The 20,701-nt window shown below is 69.8% G+C and carries 16 protein-coding genes; 10 read left to right on the top strand and 6 right to left on the bottom strand.

The window, feature by feature from the left end:
- The first annotated feature begins 2 nt into the window (after positions 1–2).
- The 4 genes from ACFYSH_RS21190 (at position 3) to ACFYSH_RS21175 (ending at position 3,038) form a co-directional block, all read left to right on the top strand.
- Positions 3–722: a YggS family pyridoxal phosphate-dependent enzyme gene (locus ACFYSH_RS21190; RefSeq protein WP_359466379.1), complete on the top strand. Its 720-nt coding sequence runs from the start codon at positions 3–5 to the stop codon at positions 720–722.
- Between the two features lie 127 nt (positions 723–849).
- Positions 850–1,461: a cell division protein SepF gene (locus ACFYSH_RS21185; RefSeq protein WP_033303289.1), complete on the top strand. Its 612-nt coding sequence runs from the start codon at positions 850–852 to the stop codon at positions 1,459–1,461.
- A gap of 67 nt (positions 1,462–1,528) precedes the next feature.
- Positions 1,529–1,825 carry a YggT family protein gene (locus ACFYSH_RS21180; protein WP_031098947.1) on the top strand — a complete coding sequence of 99 codons (297 nt, stop codon included), beginning with the start codon at positions 1,529–1,531 and terminating at the stop codon, positions 1,823–1,825.
- Between the two features lie 49 nt (positions 1,826–1,874).
- A complete protein-coding gene (locus ACFYSH_RS21175; protein WP_359466376.1) occupies positions 1,875–3,038 on the top strand; it encodes a DivIVA domain-containing protein in 1,164 nt (387 codons plus the stop codon).
- A 368-nt stretch (positions 3,039–3,406) separates the two neighbouring features.
- Here the strand turns inward: ACFYSH_RS21175 and ileS are convergent, their stop codons facing one another.
- Positions 3,407–6,556 (bottom strand): isoleucine--tRNA ligase, encoded by a 3,150-nt coding sequence (gene ileS / locus ACFYSH_RS21170; RefSeq protein ID WP_359466375.1) that lies wholly within the window; start codon positions 6,554–6,556, stop codon positions 3,407–3,409.
- A 563-nt stretch (positions 6,557–7,119) separates the two neighbouring features.
- On the opposite strand from ileS, the gene ACFYSH_RS21165 reads away from it, so the two are divergent.
- From ACFYSH_RS21165 to ACFYSH_RS21150, 4 genes are all read left to right on the top strand, one after another.
- A complete protein-coding gene (locus tag ACFYSH_RS21165; protein ID WP_359466373.1) occupies positions 7,120–7,872 on the top strand; it encodes a TraR/DksA C4-type zinc finger protein in 753 nt (250 codons plus the stop codon).
- A gap of 167 nt (positions 7,873–8,039) precedes the next feature.
- A complete protein-coding gene (gene lspA / locus ACFYSH_RS21160) occupies positions 8,040–8,654 on the top strand; it encodes a signal peptidase II (protein ID WP_359466371.1) in 615 nt (204 codons plus the stop codon).
- Between the two features lie 23 nt (positions 8,655–8,677).
- Positions 8,678–9,619, top strand: coding sequence for an RluA family pseudouridine synthase (locus ACFYSH_RS21155; protein WP_359466370.1), 942 nt, complete (start codon positions 8,678–8,680; stop codon positions 9,617–9,619).
- A complete protein-coding gene (locus ACFYSH_RS21150) occupies positions 9,616–10,092 on the top strand; it encodes a GNAT family N-acetyltransferase (protein WP_359466368.1) in 477 nt (158 codons plus the stop codon). Before ACFYSH_RS21155 ends, ACFYSH_RS21150 begins: the two co-directional genes overlap by 4 nt.
- A 258-nt stretch (positions 10,093–10,350) precedes the next feature.
- On the opposite strand, the gene ACFYSH_RS21145 is transcribed toward ACFYSH_RS21150, so the two are convergent.
- Entirely contained in the window at positions 10,351–11,493 is a 1,143-nt protein-coding gene (locus tag ACFYSH_RS21145) for a mechanosensitive ion channel domain-containing protein (protein ID WP_359466366.1), read from the bottom strand.
- 37 nt (positions 11,494–11,530) lie between these two features.
- On the opposite strand from ACFYSH_RS21145, the gene ACFYSH_RS21140 reads away from it, so the two are divergent.
- On the top strand, positions 11,531–12,109 hold the full coding sequence (locus ACFYSH_RS21140) for a dienelactone hydrolase family protein (RefSeq protein ID WP_359466364.1): 579 nt from the start codon (positions 11,531–11,533) through the stop codon (positions 12,107–12,109).
- Between the two features lie 44 nt (positions 12,110–12,153).
- On the opposite strand, the gene ACFYSH_RS21135 is transcribed toward ACFYSH_RS21140, so the two are convergent.
- The 4 genes from ACFYSH_RS21135 to ACFYSH_RS21120 form a co-directional block, all read right to left on the bottom strand.
- Positions 12,154–13,821 carry an alkaline phosphatase D family protein gene (locus ACFYSH_RS21135; RefSeq protein WP_359466362.1) on the bottom strand — a complete coding sequence of 556 codons (1,668 nt, stop codon included), beginning with the start codon at positions 13,819–13,821 and terminating at the stop codon, positions 12,154–12,156.
- Positions 13,822–13,944: 123 nt separating this feature from the next.
- Positions 13,945–14,760, bottom strand: coding sequence for a thioredoxin domain-containing protein (locus tag ACFYSH_RS21130; RefSeq protein ID WP_359466360.1), 816 nt, complete (start codon positions 14,758–14,760; stop codon positions 13,945–13,947).
- Between the two features lie 52 nt (positions 14,761–14,812).
- The gene (locus tag ACFYSH_RS21125) at positions 14,813–15,538 is read right to left on the bottom strand and encodes a hypothetical protein (protein WP_359466469.1); all 726 of its coding nucleotides are present in this window, start codon (positions 15,536–15,538) and stop codon (positions 14,813–14,815) included.
- 47 nt (positions 15,539–15,585) lie between these two features.
- The gene (locus tag ACFYSH_RS21120; RefSeq protein ID WP_359466358.1) at positions 15,586–16,911 is read right to left on the bottom strand and encodes a DUF2252 domain-containing protein; all 1,326 of its coding nucleotides are present in this window, start codon (positions 16,909–16,911) and stop codon (positions 15,586–15,588) included.
- A 251-nt stretch (positions 16,912–17,162) separates the two neighbouring features.
- On the opposite strand from ACFYSH_RS21120, the gene dnaE reads away from it, so the two are divergent.
- Positions 17,163–20,699 (top strand): DNA polymerase III subunit alpha, encoded by a 3,537-nt coding sequence (gene dnaE / locus ACFYSH_RS21115; protein ID WP_359466356.1) that lies wholly within the window; start codon positions 17,163–17,165, stop codon positions 20,697–20,699.
- Positions 20,700–20,701: the final 2 nt, after the last annotated feature.

Raw genomic sequence — 20,701 nt, 5'->3', positions numbered from 1 at the left:
ACATGACGGATCGCAGGACGCAACTCGCGGCAAACCTGGCACAGGTGGAGCAACGTATCGCTTCCGCCTGCGCATCGGCGGGCCGCAAGCGGGAAGAAGTGACCCTGATCGTGGTCACCAAGACGTACCCGGCGAGCGATGTGCGCATGCTGCACGAGCTCGGTGTGCGCCAGGTCGCGGAGAATCGTGACCAGGACGCGGCACCAAAAGCCGAGGCTTGTGCGGATCTGTCGCTCACATGGCACTTTGTCGGACAGTTGCAGACCAACAAGGTCCGCTCCGTGGCCGGTTATGCCGGAGTGGTGCAGTCGGTGGACCGGGTGAAACTGGTCACCGCGCTCTCGGCGGCCGCGGTCAGGGGCGAGCGTGAACTCGGCTGCCTCATCCAGGTCGCTCTCGACGCGGAGAGCGGCGAGCGCGGGGACCGGGGTGGTGTCGCACCGGACGGGGTCGAGGGGTTGGCCGCTTCGGTCGACGCGGCGGAAGGGCTCAGGCTCGACGGCCTGATGACGGTGGCCCCCCTCGCCGGTCCGTACGCCGGCCGGCAACGGGCCGCTTTCGACCGCCTGATGGAAATCTCATCGCGCCTGCGCGGAAACCATCCGGCTGCGAACATGGTCTCTGCTGGGATGAGCGCGGATCTCGAGGACGCGGTCGCGGCCGGGGCGACACATGTACGCGTCGGTACGGCGGTACTCGGAGTCCGACCCCGGCTCGGGTAACGTCGCGAAGCAAGTCGGACCACAGCAGAAAATATGGTCATTCCCGCTCGGAGCGGGCAGGCCGGAGTGGATCTCGGGCACTTGGTGACACGAATGCCGATCCACCACAGAGCGGAGGACTCGGAGCATGGCCGGCGCGATGCGCAAGATGGCGGTCTACCTCGGCCTCGTGGAGGACGATGGATACGACGGTCCGGGGTTCGACCCCGACGACGAATTCGAACCCGAGCCGGAGCCCGAGCGGGACCGGCGACGGCACCAGCCCGCGCATCCGGTGGAGCGGGAACGGGACGAACCGGTGCGAGCGGTACAACCTCCCGCACCGCGGGAACCGGTTCAGCTCCCGGCGGAAAGCGGACGACCCGCCCGAATCGCTCCCGTGGCATCCATCACACCTGACCGCCCGAACATGGAGAAGAACGCACCGGTGATCATGCCCAAGGTTGTGTCCGAGCGTGAGCCCTACCGGATCACCACGCTGCACCCCAGGACCTACAACGAGGCCCGTACCATCGGGGAACACTTCCGTGAGGGCACTCCGGTGATCATGAATCTCACGGAGATGGACGACACGGACGCGAAGCGACTTGTCGACTTTGCCGCGGGACTCGTCTTCGGTCTTCATGGCAGCATTGAGCGTGTGACGCAGAAGGTGTTCCTGTTGTCGCCTGCTAACGTCGATGTCACGGCGGAGGACAAGGCCCGCATCGCAGAGGGCGGGTTCTTCAACCAGAGCTGAGAACACCGGGGACGATCCGGCCGGGAGGCCGGGGCAACGAAAGCCAGGGGAGAGGGAAGCGCGGGACATGGGCGTCGCACTGGATGTGGTCTATATCGCGCTGATGTGTTTCCTCATCGTGCTGATCTTCCGGCTGGTCATGGACTACGTCTTCCAGTTCGCACGTTCATGGCAGCCAGGCAAGGCGATGGTGGTCGTCCTCGAGGGCACTTACACTGTCACGGATCCACCGTTGAAGCTTCTGCGGCGGTTCATACCGCCGTTGCGTCTCGGGGGCGTGGCACTTGACCTGTCCTTCTTCGTTCTGATGATCATCGTCTACATTCTGCTCAACCTCGTGGGCAAGCTTGCGAGCAGCGTGTGAACGATACGGTCTTGCCGACTGCCGACGACTACGTAGAGGTGAAGAAGAGATGCCGCTGACCCCCGAGGACGTGCGGAACAAGCAGTTCACGACCGTCCGCCTCCGAGAAGGCTATGACGAGGACGAGGTCGATGCCTTCCTCGACGAGGTCGAATCGGAACTGACCCGCCTGCTCCGTGAGAACGAGGACCTGCGCGCCAAGCTGGCCGCCGCCACGCGTGCGGCCGCGCAGAACCAGCAGCAGCAACAGCAGCAGGGAATGCGTAAACCGCCGGAGCAGCAGGACCGGCCAGGGGCCCCTGTGCCAGCCGCCATATCGGGTCCGCCGGTACAGCAGCAGCAGCCCCCGCAGATGGGTCCCCCCCAGCTGCCCGGTGGAGCTCCGCAGCTGCCTGCCGGTCCCAGCGGCCACGGCCCCCAGGGCGGCCACGGCCCCGGTCCGCAGGGCCCGCACGGCCCCGGCCCGATGCAGGGCGGCCCCATGGGTGGCCCGATGGGCGGCCCCATGGGCGGTCACGCCCCGCAGCAGCAGATGCAGCAGCAGCAAATGCAGCAGCAGCAGATGCAGCAGCCCGGTCAGGGCCCCGGTGGCGACAGCGCCGCCCGTGTCCTCTCCCTTGCTCAGCAGACCGCCGACCAGGCGATCGCGGAGGCCCGTTCCGAGGCCAACAAGATCGTCGGCGAGGCGCGCAGCCGTGCCGAGGGCCTCGAGCGTGATGCCCGTGCCAAGGCGGACGCCCTGGAGCGGGACGCGCAGGAGAAGCACCGCGTGGCGATGGGCTCGCTGGAGTCGGCCCGTGCGACGCTGGAGCGCAAGGTCGAGGACCTGCGTGGCTTCGAGCGCGAGTACCGGACCCGTCTGAAGTCCTACCTGGAGAGCCAGCTGCGTCAGCTGGAGACCCAGGCCGACGACTCGCTGGCTCCGCCGCGGACCCCTGCTGCCGCCTCGCTGCCGCCGTCGCCTTCGCTGGCTCCGGCCGGTGCGGGTGCGATGGGGCACACCATGGGTGGCAACCACGGTGGTCACGGCAGCCAGCAGATGGGCGCCGGCAACCAGTCGATGGGCGGTGGCCCGTCGTACGGCGGCGGCCAGCAGCAGATGTCGCCCGCGATGACGCAGCCGATGGCGCCGGTGCGGCCGCAGGCGCCGCAGCCGATGCAGCAGGCACCGTCGCCGATGCGCGGGTTCCTGATCGACGAGGACGACAACTGAGCGGGTCGCGCTCGCTGAGCGCGTAGCCGTCGGCAGGCTGAGGGCCGGGCCCCGGGGATTTCCCCGGGGCCCGGCCCTTTGGCGTGGGCGCCCCGCGGTGGGGCCGGGAGACGGCGCCTGCGGCGGCCTGCTCCCGTCTCCGCCCCTTTCCGATACCCGGGGGCTCTGTCCGGACCCACGCTCCTCGGGCGCCGGAAGGGCTGAGACGCGAAGCGGGCCCGGAGAGGCCTGGGATGTGCCGTGCGCCGGCGGGAACGAAGCGGGTGGGCGAGTGCGGGCCGGCGGCGACGGAAGCGAGATGCCGGAGGGGGAAAGAGACGTGCCCGGCCGGAACGGGTCCGGCCGGGCACGTCGGGATGTGATCCGGGTTACCGCTCCGTCTTGCGGAGGCGGAACGTCAGGGCCAGACCCTCGTCCTCGAACGGGGCGCCGTATGTGTCGTCCGCCTCACCCTGCGCGTAGTCCAGGGCCAGGACCTCGTCCGCGATCAGTGTCGCGTGGCCGGTCAGGGCCTCGGTCGTCGCGGGGGACGCCGACGTCCAGCGGACCGCGATCCGGTCCGCCACGTCCAGGCCGCTGTTCTTGCGCGCCTCCTGGATCAGCCGGATCGCGTCACGCGCGAGCCCGGCCGCCCGCAGCTCCGGGGTGATCTCCAGGTCCAGGGCGACCGTCGCGCCCGAGTCGGACGCCACCGACCAGCCCTCGCGGGGGGTCTCCGTGATGATGACCTCGTCGGGGGCCAGGGTGATCTGCTCGCCGTCGACCTCCACGGAGGCCGTGCCCTCGCGCAGCGCGAGGCCGAGCGCGGCGGCGTCGGCGTTCGCGACGGCCTTGGCGACCGCCTGGACACCCTTGCCGAACCGCTTGCCCAGGGCGCGGAAGTTCGCCTTCGCCGTGGTGTCGACCAGCGAGCCGCCGACTTCCGAGAGCGAGGCCAGGGAGGAGACGTTCAGCTCCTCCGTGATCTGGGCACGCAGTTCGGGCGTGAGCGCCTCGAAGCCCGAGGCCGCGACCAGGGCACGCGACAGCGGCTGCCGGGTCTTGACCCCCGACTCGGCACGTGTGGCCCGGCCGAGCTCCACCAGGCGGCGTACCAGTGCCATCTGCGAGGACAGCGCCGGGTCGATCGACGCCGGGTCCGCCTTCGGCCAGGTGGAGAGGTGCACCGATTCCGGGGCGTCCGGGGCGACGGGGACGATCAGGTCCTGCCAGACCCGCTCCGTGATGAACGGGGTCAGCGGGGCCATCAGCCGGGTGACCGTCTCCACGACCTCGTGCAGGGTGCGCAGAGCCGCCTTGTCGCCCTGCCAGAAGCGGCGGCGGGAGCGGCGGACGTACCAGTTGGACAGGTCGTCGACGAACGCCGAGAGCAGCTTGCCGGCGCGCTGGGTGTCGTATCCCTCCAGGGCCTTGGTGACCTCCTCCACCAGGGTGCCGAGCTCGCTCAGCAGCCAGCGGTCCAGGACCGTGCGGTCGGCGGGGGCCGGGTCGGCCGCGGACGGCGCCCAGTTCGACGTACGGGCGTACAGGGCCTGGAAGGCCACGGTGTTCCAGTACGTGAGGAGCGTCTTGCGGACGACCTCCTGGATCGTGCCGTGGCCCACACGGCGCGCCGCCCACGGGGAGCCGCCCGCCGCCATGAACCAGCGGACCGCGTCGGCGCCGTGCTGGTCCATGAGCGGGATGGGCTGGAGGATGTTGCCCAGGTGCTTGGACATCTTCCGGCCGTCCTCGGCGAGGATGTGGCCGAGGCACACCACGTTCTCGTACGACGACTTGTCGAAGACGAGCGTGCCGATGGCCATCAGCGTGTAGAACCAGCCGCGGGTCTGGTCGATGGCCTCGGAGATGAACTGCGCCGGGTAGCGGCTCTCGAAGATCTCCTTGTTCTTGTACGGGTAGCCCCACTGTGCGAACGGCATCGAGCCCGAGTCGTACCAGGCGTCGATGACCTCCGGGACGCGGTACGCCTCCAGCTGGCAGTTCTCGTGCGAGCAGGTGAACGTGATCTCGTCGATGAACGGGCGGTGCGGGTCCAGGTCGGACTGGTCGCGGCCGGTCAGCTCCGAGAGTTCGGCACGGGAGCCGACGCACGTCAGGTGGTTGTCCTCGCAGCGCCAGATCGGCAGCGGGGTGCCCCAGTAACGGTTGCGGGAGAGCGCCCAGTCGACGTTGTTGTTCAGCCAGTCGCCGAAGCGACCGTTCTTGACGGAGTCCGGGAACCAGTTGGTCTTCTCGTTCTCCTGCAGCAGCCGGTCCTTGACCGCCGTCGTGCGGATGTACCAGGACGGCTGCGCATAGTACAGCAGGGCCGTGTGGCAGCGCCAGCAGTGCGGGTAACTGTGCTCGTACGGGACGTGGCGGAAGAGCCTGCCGCGGGCGGCCAGGTCCTCGGTGAGCGCCTCGTCGGCCTTCTTGAAGAAGACGCCGCCGACCAGCGGGAGGTTTTCCTCGAAGGTGCCGTCGGGGCGGACGGGGTTGACGACCGGCAGGCCGTACGAACGGCAGACGACGAGGTCGTCGGCGCCGAAGGCGGGGGACTGGTGGACCAGACCCGTGCCGTCCTCGGTCGTGACGTACTCGGCGTTGACGACGTAGTGCGCCTCGCTCGGGAACTCGACGAGCTGGAAGGGGCGTTCGTACGTCCAGCGCTCCATCTCACGGCCGGTGAAGGACTCGCCGGTGAGCTTCCAGCCCTCGCCGAGGGACTTCTCCAGCAGCGGCTGGGCGACGACCAGCTTCTCCTCGCCGTTCGTCGCGACGACGTAGGTGACGTCGGGGTGCGCGGCGACGGCGGTGTTGGAGACCAGGGTCCAGGGGGTCGTCGTCCAGACGAGCAGCGCGGCCTCGCCGGCCAGCGGACCGCTGGTCAGCGGGAAGCGTACGAAGACCGAGGGGTCGACGACCGTCTCGTAACCCTGGGCGAGCTCGTGGTCCGAGAGGCCGGTGCCGCAGCGCGGGCACCAGGGGGCCACGCGGTGGTCCTGGACCAGCAGGTCCTTGTTGAAGATCTCCTTCAGCGACCACCACACGGAGTCGACGTACTCCGGGTCCATGGTGCGATAGGCGTCGTCGAGGTCGACCCAGTAGCCCATGCGGGTCGTGAGCTCGGTGAACGCGTCGGTGTGGCGGGTCACGGACTCACGGCACTTCGCGTTGAACTCGGCGATGCCGTAGGCCTCGATGTCCTTCTTGCCGTTGAAGCCCAGCTCCTTCTCCACCGCGAGCTCGACCGGCAGGCCGTGACAGTCCCAGCCGGCCTTGCGGCCGACGTGGTAGCCCTGCATGGTGCGGAAGCGCGGGAAGACGTCCTTGAAGACGCGGGCCTCGATGTGGTGGGCCCCGGGCATGCCGTTGGCGGTCGGCGGGCCCTCGTAGAAGACCCACTCGGGGCGGCCCTCGGACTGTTCGAGGCTCTTGGTGAAGACCTTGCTGTCGCGCCAGAAGTCGAGCACGGCGTGCTCGAGGGCGGGCAGGTCGACCTGGGCGGGTACCTGGCGGTACTGCGGCGATGTCATGTGCGGGCTTCCTCCGGCGGACGTCTTCCACTTCCGTCGGAGGGACGAGAGCCGGATCAGCTCCCGCGGTACCACCCTCCTTGGCCCCGGGCACGCACCCGTGGCCCCCTCATTGGGGTCGCGCTGCCGGGTCTAGTGGCCTTGCGCCCGTGGGCGCGGCCCACGGTCCAAAGCTTTCTTCCGGCGGCTCCGGGTGATCTTCACGGCGCGCTCGCCCCCGGGCTCCCACCGTCCCCGGGTCGCTCCTGGCTGCGTACGACGCTACTCGTCCCATCCATGCCTCTCGCTGCGGCCAGTGTACGGGCCCGGCGGCCGACGGCCGACCGGTTTGCGCGCGGGGCGGGGCTTGACCCGAATGGCCAGTCGGGGCGGACGGAGTCCTGGAGAGCGTGTGGGGGCGGATTACAGCGCAAGGAGCTGGGCACAACGGTTGCAGGCGCGCCACTGCCCGGCCGCGGGGAGGGGCGAACCGGCGGCGTGCCCCGTTGCCGTGGAGCTGGGGTCGACTTATCGTCCCAGCACGATTCGCGTGCAAGATCACAATATGTGAAGGGGCCGCGGCCATGGTGGCGAAGAAGACCGCCGCATCGAGAACGGCGTCCGCGAGATCCACGGCTGCGGCTGCCGAGGAGGAGACCGGGAACACGGGCGAGGATGCCGGCCCGGAGGCGGACCAGGACAAGCCGGTCAAGAGGCCGGCGAAGAAGGCGGCCAGGAAGACGGCCGCCGAGAAGAAGAGCACGGCGAAGAAGAGCGCAGCCGAGAAGGCGTCGAAGAAAGCCACGGGGGCGGCACAGGCCGCCGAGCAGACAGGAGCCCACACGGTGGTAGCCAAGAAGAGCGCGGCCCGGACCACGGCGGTAGGAGAAGGTGCCGCGACAGCGGTCCCACCGGCCAGGGCCGGCGCCGCGACGGCCCCCGGTGACCTGGCGGTCAGGCCGGGGGAGGACCCCTGGACCCCGGAGGAGGTCGAAGCGGCGCGAGCCGAGCTGACCGGCGAGGTCGTGCGGCTGCGCACCGAGCTGGAGGCGTCGGGCGCGGCACTGGCCGGCCTGATGCGCGACTCCGGGGACGGGGCCGGCGACGACGACGCGGACACCGGTACGAAGAACATCACCAGGGAGCACGAGCTGTCGCTTGCGGCGCACGCCCAGGAGACCCTGGACCAGACCGAGCGCGCCCTCGCCAGGCTCGACGCGGGGACCTACGGGCTCTGCGAGGTCTGCGGCAAGCCGATCGGCAAGGCGCGGATGCAGGCCTTCCCCCGGGCCACGCTCTGTGTGGAGGACAAGCAGAAGCAGGAGCGGCGGGGCTGAGGGCGCCTCGCGTCGGATCAGGCCTGACGGGGCCGGAACAGGCCTGATCCGGACGAAAGCCCCTGGCGGCCCGAGGCGCCGGGGGCGGTCCATGGGCCTGAGGCCCCCGTCCACCCGGGTGTGTCGTACCCTCGTCCTCAGTCAGGCACCTAGGTTGAGGGACTCACGTGGCAGAGGCGGAGCGCATCATCGGTACGCCGGATATCCCTGATGCCGAGGGGGCCGACGGGGCAGAGCCCCAGCAGGCCGCCGAGGGCTCGACGCCGGAAGGGACCGAGGAGCCGGGCAGCGGCCGGGGCAGGAAGCGGATCATGGTCCTCCTCGGTGTGTCCGTCCTGGCCTACCTCCTGGACCTGGTCAGCAAGATGATCGTGGTCGCGAAGCTGGAGCACGAGGAGCCGATCGAGATCTTCGGCGAGTGGCTGAAGCTCGACGCGATCCGTAACGCCGGCGCCGCCTTCGGGATCGGCGAGGCCTTCACCGTGATCTTCACGGCCATCGCGGCCGTCGTGATCATCGTGATCGTCCGGCTGGCCCGCAAGCTCTACAGCCTGCCCTGGGCCATCGCCCTCGGGCTGCTGCTCGGCGGAGCGCTCGGCAACCTCACCGACCGCATCTTCCGCGCGCCCGGCGTCTTCGAAGGAGCGGTGGTCGACTTCATCGCCCCCGCGCACTTCGCGGTCTTCAACCTCGCCGACTCCGCGATCGTCTGCGGCGGAATCCTGATCGTGATCCTTTCCTTCAAGGGTCTGGACCCCGACGGCACCGTGCACAAGGACTAGCGGGCGCAAGGCATACTCGACTGGTGAGTACGTATCCCGAGGTCCGCACCCTGCCCGTACCCGACGGCCTGGAAGGCGAGCGTGTCGACGCCGCCATCTCCCGGATGTTCGGGTTCTCCCGCACCAAGGCCGCCGAGTTGGCCGCTGCCGGGAAGGTCCAGGTGGACGGCGCGGTGGCCGGGAAGTCCGAGCGGGTGCACGGCGGTGCCTGGCTGGAAGTGGAGATGCCCCAGGCACCCGCTCCCGTCCAGATCGTCGCCGAGCCCGTCGAGGGCATGGAGATCGTCCACGACGACGACGACATCGTCGTCATCATGAAGCCGGTCGGCGTCGCCGCCCACCCCAGCCCCGGCTGGAACGGCACCACCGTCATCGGCGGCCTCGCCGCGGCCGGCTACCGGATCTCGACGTCGGGCGCCGCCGAGCGTCAGGGCATCGTGCACCGGCTGGACGTCGGCACCTCCGGCCTGATGGTCGTGGCCAAGTCCGAGCGGGCCTACACCCTGCTCAAGGCGCAGTTCCGCGACCGGGTCGTCGAGAAGAAGTACCACGCCCTCGTGCAGGGCCACCCGGACCCGATGAGCGGCACCATCGACGCCCCCATCGGCCGCCACCCGCAGCACGACTACAAGTGGGCCGTCACCGCCGAGGGCAAGCCCTCCGTGACCCACTACGACCTCATCGAGGCCTACCGTGCGGCCAGCCTGCTCGACATCAAGCTGGAGACCGGGCGCACGCACCAGATCCGTGTGCACATGTCCGCGCACCGCCACCCCTGTGTAGGTGACCTGACCTACGGCGCCGACCCGACGATGGCCAAGCGTCTCGGCCTGACCCGGCAGTGGCTGCACGCGGTCCGGCTCGGCTTCGAGCACCCGGCCGACGGCGGCTGGGTCGAATTCGAGAGCGGCTACCCGGACGACCTGCGCCTCGCCCTGGACACCATCGCCGCAGAGAGCGAATGACCCCCGTGTCCACTCCGTTCAACACCCGCAGGGCTCTCGAGGAAAGCGACCTCGCGGCGTGCTTCCAGGTCCGCAAGGACGTGTTCGTCGGCGAGCAGCAGGTGCCCGAGGAGCTCGAGTACGACACCCACGACGCCACGGCGGTGCACGTGCTCGCCGTCGCCGAGGACGGCTCCGCGCTCGGCACGGGACGGCTGCTGCACGGCGAGGCCGCGGCGGGGAAGACCGGCGGCGACCACACCGTCGGGTCGCTCGGCCGGCTCGCCGTGACCCGTGAGGCCCGTGGCCTCGGGGTCGGGGCAGCCCTGGTCCGCGCCGTGGAGGGGGAGGCCCGCGCCCTGGGCCTGGCCGCCGTGGACCTGCACGCCCAGACACACGCGCTCGGCTTCTACGAGCGGCTCGGCTACACGGCGTACGGCCCCGAGTTCCCGGACGCCGGGATGCCGCACCGGGCCATGCGCCGCGCGCTCTGACGGCGGAGGAGGTGCTGCCGGTCCGCCGGTCCCGCGTGGCACGCCGGGAGCCCTGACCGGCTGATCAACGGGCCCCGGGAGGCCCGGCGCGCTGCGGAAGGCACACCGTGGTTCGGAGCGGTGGTCACTCGGGCAGCGCCTGGGCTTCCTGCGCCGATCCTGATGACCTTGGCCGGGATCGTCATGGCCTTCGCCGACTTCGTCCCCGACGTCGACATCCCCCCGGAGTTCTGACCGGCCCGCCCGCGCCTGGGCGGCTCAGCCGCGCCCTGTGCGGGGGGCCTTGTCCAGCGTCGGCACCTGGCCGTCGGACGGGGTCCGGCCGTTGGCCGCGCCCGTCAGTTCCCGCCAGTGGTCGCCCGGCGGCAGCGCCGCGGGGGACGTCACGACGCGGGGCAGCGCGTAGGGGTGGTGGTCCCGGAGCCAGCCGATCATCTGCTCCCGCACCGCACAGCGCACCGTCCAGATGTCGTCCGCGTCCTTCGCGGTGACCACCGCCCTCACTTCCATCGTCGTGGGGGTGGTGTCCGTCACGGCCAGGGACCAGTCGCGCCCGTCCCAGGCAGCGCACTCGCCGAGGATGTCACGCAGCCTGTCACGCATCGCCGCGACCGGGGCCGAGTGGTCGAGCTGGAAGAAGACGGTGCCGGTCATCTGGACCCCGCCGCGCGACCAGTTCTCGAACGGCTTGCTGGTGAAGTAGGACACCGGCATGGTGATCCGCCGCTCGTCCCACGTCCGCACCGCGAGGAAGGTCAGGGTGATCTCCTCCACGGTGCCCCACTCGCCGTCCACCACCACGGTGTCGCCGATCCGGACCATGTCGCCGAAGGCGATCTGGAAGCCCGCGAAGAGGTTTCCCAGGGTCGACTGCGCGGCGACACCGGCGACGATGCCGAGCACACCGGCGGAGGCCAGCATCGAGGTGCCGACGGTGCGCATCGCCGGGAACGTCAGCAGCATCGCCGCGACAGCGACGGTCGCCACCACGGCGGTGACCACGCGCTGGATCAGCGCGACCTGGGTCCGGACCCGGCGGACCCGGGCGGGATCGCGGGTGGACGTCGCGTAACGGGCGTACGAGGACTGCACCACGGTGGCCGCGACACGGATCACCAGCCAGGCCGACGCCCCGATCAGCACGAGGGTCAGGACCTGGCCGATGGCGTCCCGGTGGTCCCGCACCACGTCGAGCCGGAGCTGGTCGAAGCTGGCCCTCAGCAGGGCCGTGCAGAGAACCACCTGCAGAGGAGGGCGGCAGAGCCGGAGGAGGCCCCAGACGGGGGTGTCGTGGTGTCGGCTGTCGGCGCGCCGTAGCAGCAGGTCGACCAGCCAGCCCAACGCCAGGGTGATCACCAGCGATCCGCCCACGACCAGCAGCGGTCGCAGTATGTTCTCCATTCCCTCGTCCTCCAAGCGTCGGGGCACAACTGGCACCATGGGCCTCATGAACATCATGCTTTTCCACTCGACCTTCGGTCTGCGGCCCGCGGTGCATGCGGCTGCCGACCGCCTGCGTGCGGCCGGGCACGAAGTGCGCGTGCCCGATCTCTTCGAGGGGCACACCTTCGACACCGTCGAGGACGGAATGGCCTTCAAGGAGGAGGTGGGCAAGGACGAGCTGCTCAAGCGCGCCGTCCTGGCCGCCGCGCCCTACTCCGACCAGGGCCTCGTCTACGCGGGCTTCTCCTTCGGGGCGTCGGTCGCGCAGACCCTCGCGCTCGGCGACGCGAAGGCCCGCGGACTGCTGCTGCTCCACGGCACCTCGGACATCGCCGAGAACGCCTCGGTGGACGAACTGCCCGTGCAGCTGCATGTGGCCGACCCCGACGCGTTCGAGTCGCCGGACTGGCTGAACAGCTGGTACCTCCAGATGCAGCGGACCGGGGCCGACGTCGAGATCTACCGCTATCCGGGGGCCGGGCACCTGTACACCGACCCCGACCTGGCTGACTTCGACCAGGCCGCGGCCACCCTGACCTGGAAGGTCGCCCTCGGCTTCCTCGCCACGCTGTAGTCCCGCGGCAGGGCCGCGCATCCTGATGCGCGGCCCTCAACGGCTCAGCGCACCGGGGCGTCGGTCCGTTCGACCTTCTGGGTGCCGCTGCGCGTGCGGTACGAGCGGACCCACGACGACGTCGCGTCCTTCGCGGTCTTGTCGGAGACCACGTAGTAGTCCATCTGCGAGCGCTCCGGCGTCACGTCGAGGACGCCGTAGCCGTGAGAGTCCATGTCGATCCACTTCACATGACGGTTGGCCGCCCTGATCGCGGTCGACGCCACCGCCGAGACCGTCCGGGGAGCGACCCGCAGGATGTCGTCCAGGTTGTCCGAGGTGACCGACGTCACCACGAACTCCGTGGCCGCCGACGCGGACAGCGGATAGGTCGCCGCCTTCACGGGCACGTCGTTGGCCCAGGCCATGTGGATGTCCCCCGTCAGGAAGACCGTGTCGGTGACGGCGTGGTCCCGCAGATGGGAGATCAGCTCCTTGCGGTCGTCCGTGTAGCCGTCCCACTGGTCGACGTTGACCGCCAGCCCCTCCGACGGCAGCCCCAGCAGCTCCGCGAGCGGGGCCAGCAGATGGGCCGGCAACGCCCCGAAGGCGACGGGCGAGATCATCACCGAGGTGCCGACCAGCTTCCAGCGGGCGTCCGACGCGGTCAGCCCGGACTTCAGCCAGTCCAACTGCGCCCGCCCCGTGATCGAGCGCTCCGGGTCGTCGACCGCGCCGTCGCCGATCGACACCGGCGCGGAACGGAAGCTGCGCAGGTCGAGCAGGTGCAGCTCGGCGAGGTCGCCGAAGCTCAGGCGCCGGTAGACGGTGCCCTCGGTGGAGGCGCGGACCGGCATCCACTCGAAGTACGCCCGCTTCGCGGCCGCCACCCGGTCGGCCCAGACACCCTCCGTGCCGGGGGTGTGGTTCTCGGCTCCCCCTGACCAGGCGTCGTTGGCGAACTCGTGGTCGTCCCAGATCGCGATCACCGGATGGGCGGCGTGCATCGCCTGGAGGTCGGCGTCCGTCTTGTACGTGGCGTGCCGGAGACGGTAGTCCGCGAGGGTGAGGATCTCGTGGAGCGGGGCGTGCGGGCGCACGACGGTGTCCTGGGTCGGGTAACTGCCCGACGCGTACTCGTAGATGTAGTCGCCCAGGTGCAGCACGGCGTCCAGGTCGGTACGGGCCGCGAGATGGCGGTACGGGGAGAACCAGCCGGCCTCCCAGTTGGCGCAGGACACCACGCCGAAGCGGATCCCGGGGACGGCCGCCCCGGCGGCGGGCGCCGTGCGGGTGCGGCCGACGGGGGAGAGGACACCGTGCCCGCCCTCGGTCCCGCCCGGTGGCGCCGCCATGAAGCGGAACCAGTACGTCGTCGCCGGGCGCAGCCCCCGGACGTCGGCCTTGACGGTGTGGTCGGCGTCGGCCCGTGCGACCGCCGTGCCCCGGGCGGCGACCCGGGAGAAAGCCTGGTCCTCGGCTATCTCCCAGACCACCCCCGTGGCGGCGCCGAGGCCCGAGCCGGGCACGGCGTCGGGCGAGGGGGTCACACGGGTCCACAGGAGTACGCCGTCGGGCAGGGGGTCGCCGGAGGCGACGCCGTGCAGGAAGGCGGGGCCGTCGGCCGCATGGGCGCCGGTGGCGGTGAGCACGGTGCCGGCGACCGCGGTGGCGGCGGCCGCCTTCACGACCGTGCGGCGGCTGGGTGCGGCGGAGAGGAGTCGTCTGGTCACGGACGATCACCCTACTGGCGGGTAGAGAGAACAGGCGGGCGAACAAAGGAAGTTCGCCCGCCTGTTGGCCGGATGACGCCCGGAGTTGTGTCCGCGGTACCCGTCGGGCCGCGGGTTCTCCTGTCAGCCCTTGAGCGCCTTGGTGACAGCCGCGTTGAAGTCGGCCGCCGTCATGGGCGCGTTCTCGCTGCCCTCGGCGGTGAGCGTCTTGCCGTCCATCTTGAGGGTCGGCGTGCCCTGTACCCCGCTCTTGTCGAACGCCTTGGACATCTTGATCGCCCAGGCGTCGTACGTGCCGTCCTCGACGTCCTTCCGGAACGCCTCGTTGCCCTTCAGCGCGTCCACCGAGTCCGCCACCTCGATCAGGTAGCTGTCCTTGGCGAACTTGTCGTTCGCCTCCTCGGGGTGGTACTTCGCGGAGTACAGGGCGGCCTTGTACTCCATGAAGGCGTCGGGACTCACGTTCAGCGCCGCGCCCAGCGCGCTCAGGGCGTTCTTCGAGCCCTCGCCGCTGTCCGAGTTGTCGATGAAGGTCGCGCCGACGTACTTGATCTTGTACTTGCCGGCGTCGACGTCCTTGGCCACGGTCTCGCCGACCGCCTGCTCGAACGTGGCGCAGATCGGGCAGCGCGAGTCCTCGTACAGCTCCAGGGTCTTCTTCGCGCTCGACTCGCCGATCACCACGGTCGTGCCGTCGTCGCCCGAGGTGTTCTTCGGGGCGGTGACGTTCTTCGCGTCCGCCGCGGCCTCCCAGGCGGAGGGCTTGTTCAGCTGCATCACGCCGTAGCTGACAGCACCGGCGATCGCGAGAACCCCGACGACCGAGAGGCCGACGACGAGCTGCTTGCGTGCCTTGTCCTTCTTGGCCTGGCGCTCGCGCTCCTCGCGCAGCCGCTCGCGGGCGGCGGACTTGTTGGCCTGGCTGTTGCGCTTGCTCATGAGGGTGCTCCGTAGAAGTGGGGTGGCTCGAAAAAGGGGCTTTACCGCGTGCTCAGGCCGGGGTGAAGGCCGAGCGCGGCGGACCCCTTCGTCCCACGGAGTGCACCAGGAAGCGGGCCGGGGCGAGCGGGTGCGGGCGCCCGGCGCGCGGGGAACCGGTCCGTGCGTGGCGTTCCGCCGTGCCCACCACGGCGACCGCCGTGAGCAGCGGACGGAAGGCGACGGCGGCCGCCGCGCGCAGCAGCCCCGCGAGCGCCGACTCGCCGCGCCGCAGCCAGGCGGCGGCCAGCAGGCCGACCGTCACGTGCGCGGCCAGCAGCAGCCACGGGACCGCGGGCCCCGGCGACGCCAGCAGGGCGGAGGCGTGGCCACCCTCGCCGGTCACTCCGGCCAGCGGTGTGCCGACCGCGGCGACGCCGGCGAGACCGTCCGTGCCGGGCCCGGTCTCACCGCCGCAGAGCACATCGACGCCGACGGAGCGTAGCGGGCCCGCGATCGGGCCGCCCGCCGCTCCGTAACAGAGGTGCTGTCCGGTGGTGAACACCGTGTCGGCTGCCAGCTCCAGCGGAACGAGCAGCCCGGCGATGGCGCCGAAACCGCGCTCCCTGCCCGCCAGCGCGAACGCCACGGCGAAGACGGCCCCGGCCAGCAGCGCGACAGCGGTGACCGGCAGCGGGACCCGGGAGAGCAGCACATGGGACGCGGACGAGAGCGTGACGACGAGCGCGGTGAACAGCGCCGCGCGTACCGCTCTGATCTGTGTCCCTGATACGTCCATCGCCGCAGAGTGTGCCATGCGTTCCCTCACATGCCCGCCAAGGGCGCCTACAGGCCCGGGATGCGGCCGTTGCGGAAGAGGTCGACGAAGATCTGGTGGTCGGCGCGGGCCCGCGCCCCGTAGCTGTGCGCGAAGTCCACCAGCAGCCCGGCGAAGCCCTCCTCGTCGGCGGCGATGGCCGCGTCGATCGCACGCTCCGTGGAGAACGGCACCAGCGAGTGGCCGCTCTCGTCGTCCGCCGCCGAGTGCATCGTCGCGGTGGCCCGGCCGAGATCGGCGACCACGGCGGCGATCTCCTCGGGCTCGTCGATGTCGGACCAGTCCAGATCGACCGCGTACGGAGAGACCTCGGCGACCAGCTGACCGGAGCCGTCCAGCTCGGTCCAGCCCAGCCACGGGTCGGCGTGCGCCTGGAGCGCGCGCTGCGAGATCACCGTGCGGTGCCCTTCGTGCCGGAAGTAGTCGCGCACGGCGGCGTCGGTGATGTGCCGGGACACCGCCGGGGTCTGTGCCTGCTTGAGGTAGATCACCACGTCGTTCTCCAGGGCGTCGCTGTTGCCCTCCAGGAGGATGTTGTACGAGGGCAGGCCGGCCGAGCCGATGCCGATGCCACGGCGGCCGACGACGTCCTTCACCCGGTACGAATCGGGCCGTGCGAGGCTCGACTCCGGCAGCGTCTCCAGATAGCCGTCGAAGGCGGCGAGCACCTTGTAGCGCGTCGCCGCGTCCAGGTCGATCGCGCCGCCGTCGGCGGTGAAGCGGCGCTCGAAGTCCCGGATCTCCGTCATGGAGTCCAGCAGGCCGAACCGGGTCAGCGCGCGGGCGTCGCGCAGCGCGCCGAGCAGTGGCCCCTCGGCGGTGTCCAGGGTGAAGGGCGGCACCTCGTCGTTCTTGGCGCCCGTCGCCAGGGCGTGGATCCGCTCCCGGTACGCGTCGGCGTACACCCGGACGAGCTCGGTGATCTGGTCGTCACCCAGGGCCTTCGCGTAACCGATCAGGGCGACGGAGGCGGCGAAGCGCTTGAGGTCCCAGGTGAAGGGCCCCACATAGGCCTCGTCGAAGTCATTGACGTTGAACACGAGACGGCCGTTGGCGTCCATGTAGGTGCCGAAGTTCTCGGCGTGCAGATCGCCGTGGATCCACACCCGGCTCGTACGCTCGTCCAGGTAGTCGCCGCTGCTCTGCTCGCGGTCCAGGTCGGCGTAGAACAGGCCGGCGGAGCCGCGGTAGAACGCGAACGCCGAGCCCGCCATCTTGCGGAACTTGACCCGGAAGGCTGCGGGGTCGGCGGCCAGGAGCTGCCCGAACGCGGTGTCGAAAACGGCGAGAATCTGCTCCCCGCGCTGCTCTGCGCCGGTCTGCGTGTCCGACATCGCTGGGTGCCTCCTGGTACATGACGGTCATGACAAAAGGGACGGGCGTCCCCGGTCTTCCAACGCGCGACCGTACCCCGGAGTGCCCGTCGTTCGTCATCCCGGAGACGTAGACTTCCACGCTGTCCCCCCCTGGCGGTCTCCCGTTCGGAGCGGGCCGGATCGGCGAGCGGTGCCAGGCACGCGAGCCCGGCCTGATCCAGACGAGATACCCGAGCCGTCATCCCGAGTTCTTCCGGAGGCACAGCGCCGTGAGCAAGCCGCCCTTCACGCACCTGCACGTCCACACCCAGTACTCGCTGCTGGACGGTGCCGCGCGGCTCAAGGACATGTTCGAGGCGGCGAACACGATGGGCATGTCGCACATCGCGATGACCGACCACGGCAACCTCCACGGCGCCTACGACTTCTTCCACTCGGCCAAGAAGGCGGGGGTGACGCCGATCATCGGGATCGAGGCGTACGTCGCCCCGGAGTCGCGCAAGCACAAGCGCAAGGTCCAGTGGGGTCAGCCGCACCAGAAGCGGGACGACGTGTCGGGCTCCGGTGGGTACACCCACAAGACCATCTGGGCGGCCGACAGGACCGGACTGCACAACCTCTTCAAGCTCTCCTCGGACGCGTACGCCGAGGGCTGGCTGCAGAAGTGGCCGCGCATGGACAAGGAGACCATCTCCCAGTGGTCCGAGGGCCTGATCGCCTCCACCGGGTGCCCCTCCGGCGAGGTGCAGACCCGCCTGCGGCTCGGGCAGTTCGACGAGGCGGTCCAGGCGGCCTCCGACTACAAGGACATCTTCGGCGAGGGCAGGTACTTCCTGGAGCTGATGGACCACGGCATCGAGATCGAGCGCCGGGTCCGCGACGGGCTCCTGGAGATCGGCCGGAAGCTGGACATCCCGCCGCTCGTGACGAACGACTCGCACTACACGTACGCCAACGAGGCGACCGCGCACGACGCGCTGCTCTGCATCCAGACCGGCAAGAACCTCTCCGACCCCGACCGTTTCCGCTTCGACGGCACGGGCTACTACCTGAAGACGACGGACGAGATGTACGCCATCGACTCGTCCGACGCCTGGCAGGAGGGCTGCGCCAACACCCTCCTGGTCGCGCAGCAGATCGACACCACCGGCATGTTCGAGAAGCGCGACCTGATGCCGAAGTTCGACATCCCGGAGGGCTTCACCGAGATCACCTGGTTCCAGGAGGAGGTCCGGGTCGGCATGGGCCGCCGCTACCCCGGAGGCGTCCCCGAGGACCGGCAGAAGCAGGCCGAGTACGAGATGGACATCATCATCCAGATGGGGTTCCCGGGGTACTTCCTCGTCGTCGCCGACTTCATCATGTGGGCCAAGAACAACGGCATCGCGGTCGGCCCCGGCCGTGGTTCCGCCGCCGGCTCGATCGTCGCGTACGCCATGGGCATCACCGACCTCGACCCGATCACCCACGGGCTGATCTTCGAGCGGTTCCTCAACCCCGAGCGCGTCTCCATGCCCGACGTCGACATCGACTTCGACGAGCGCCGGCGCGTCGAGGTGATCCGGTACGTGACCGAGAAGTACGGCGCCGACAAGGTCGCCATGATCGGCACCTACGGCAAGATCAAGGCCAAGAACGCGATCAAGGACTCCGCGCGCGTCCTGGGCTACCCGTACGCCATGGGCGACCGCCTGACCAAGGCGATGCCCGCCGACGTCCTCGGCAAGGGCATCGACCTCAACGGCATCACCGACCCGAAGCACCCCCGCTACAGCGAGGCGGGTGAGATCCGGGGGATGTACGAGAACGAGCCGGACGTCAAGAAGGTCATCGACACCGCGAAGGGCGTGGAGGGCCTGGTCCGGCAGATGGGCGTGCACGCGGCCGGCGTGATCATGTCCAGCGAGCCGATCGTGGACCATGCGCCGATCTGGGTGCGCCACACCGACGGCGTCACCATCACGCAGTGGGACTACCCCCAGTGCGAGTCGCTCGGCCTGCTCAAGATGGACTTCCTGGGCCTGCGCAACCTGACGATCATGGACGACGCCATCAAGATGGTGAAGGCCAACAAGGGCGTCGACCTGGAGATGCTCGCGCTCCCGCTGGACGACCCCAAGACGTACGAGCTGCTCTGCCGCGGTGACACGCTCGGGGTGTTCCAGTTCGACGGCGGGCCCATGCGCTCGCTGCTGCGCCAGATGCAGCCCGACAACTTCGAGGACATCTCCGCCGTCTCGGCCCTCTACCGGCCGGGCCCGATGGGCATGAACTCGCACACGAACTACGCCGAGCGCAAGAACGCCCGGCAGGAGATCACTCCGATCCACCCGGAGCTCGAGGAGCCCCTCAAGGAGGTCCTCGGCCTCACCTACGGCCTGATCGTCTACCAGGAGCAGGTGCAGAAGGCCGCCCAGATCGTCGCCGGGTACTCGCTCGGCGAGGCCGACATCCTGCGCCGCGTGATGGGCAAGAAGAAGGCCGACGAGCTGGCGAAGAACTTCGTCCTCTTCGAAGCCGGCGCCAAGAAGAACGGCTTCTCCGACGCGGCGATCAAGGCCCTGTGGGACGTCCTGGTGCCCTTCGCCGGATACGCGTTCAACAAGGCGCACTCCTCGGCGTACGGCCTGGTCACCTACTGGACCGCCTACCTCAAGGCGAACTACCCCGCCGAGTACATGGCGGCCCTGCTGACCTCGGTCAAGGACGACAAGGACAAGTCCGCGGTCTACCTCAACGAGTGCCGGCGCATGGGCATCAAGGTGCTCCCGCCGAACGTCAACGAGTCCGAGTCGAACTTCGCCGCGCAGGGCGACGACGTGATCCTCTTCGGCCTGACCGCCATCCGCAACGTCGGCCAGAACGTGGTCGACTCGATCATCAGGTGCCGCAAGGCGAAGGGGAAGTACTCCACGTTCCCCGACTTCCTCGACAAGGTCGAGGCGGTCGTCTGCAACAAGCGCACCGTCGAGTCGCTCATCAAGGCCGGAGCCTTCGACGAGATGGGACACACCCGCAAGGGACTCGTCGCCCACCACGAGCCGATGATCGACAACGTGGTGCAGGTCAAGCGCAAGGAGGCCGAGGGACAGTTCGACCTCTTCGGCGGCGGCGAGGAGGACAGCGGCGAGCCGGGCTTCGGGCTCGACGTGGAGTTCTCCGACATCGAGTGGGAGAAGTCCTACCTGCTCGCGCAGGAGCGCGAGATGCTCGGCCTGTACGTCTCCGACCACCCGCTCTTCGGCCTGGAGCACGTCCTGTCCGACAAGTCGGACGCGGCGATCTCGCAGCTCACCGGAGGTGAGCACTCCGACGGCGCGATCGTCACCGTGGGCGGCATCATCTCCGGCCTCCAGCGCAAGATGACCAAGCAGGGCAACGCCTGGGCCATCGCGACCGTGGAGGACCTCGCGGGCTCCATCGAATGCATGTTCTTCCCCGCGACCTACCAGCTGGTCTCCACCCAGCTCGTCGAGGACACCGTCGTCTTCGTCAAGGGGCGCCTCGACAAGCGCGAGGACGTGCCGCGCCTGGTCGCGATGGAGATGCAGGTCCCCGACATCTCCAACGCCGGGACCAACGCCCCCGTCGTCCTGACCATCCCCACGGTCCGGGTCACCCCGCCCATGGTCAGCCGGCTCGGCGAGGTCCTCAGCAACCACCGGGGCGACACCGAGGTGCGCATCAGGCTCCAGGGCCCTCGTAAGACCACCGTGCTCCGGCTCGACCGGCACCGCGTCAAGCCGGACCCCGCACTCTTCGGCGACCTGAAGGTGCTGCTCGGCCCGTCCTGCCTGGCCGGCTGACG

The organism is Streptomyces sp. NPDC005791, assembly GCF_042871485.1.
GTDB lineage: Bacteria > Actinomycetota > Actinomycetes > Streptomycetales > Streptomycetaceae > Streptomyces.
The sequence above is the reverse complement of the archived record's forward strand: the minus strand, read 5'-3'. Positions and strand labels throughout refer to the sequence as shown.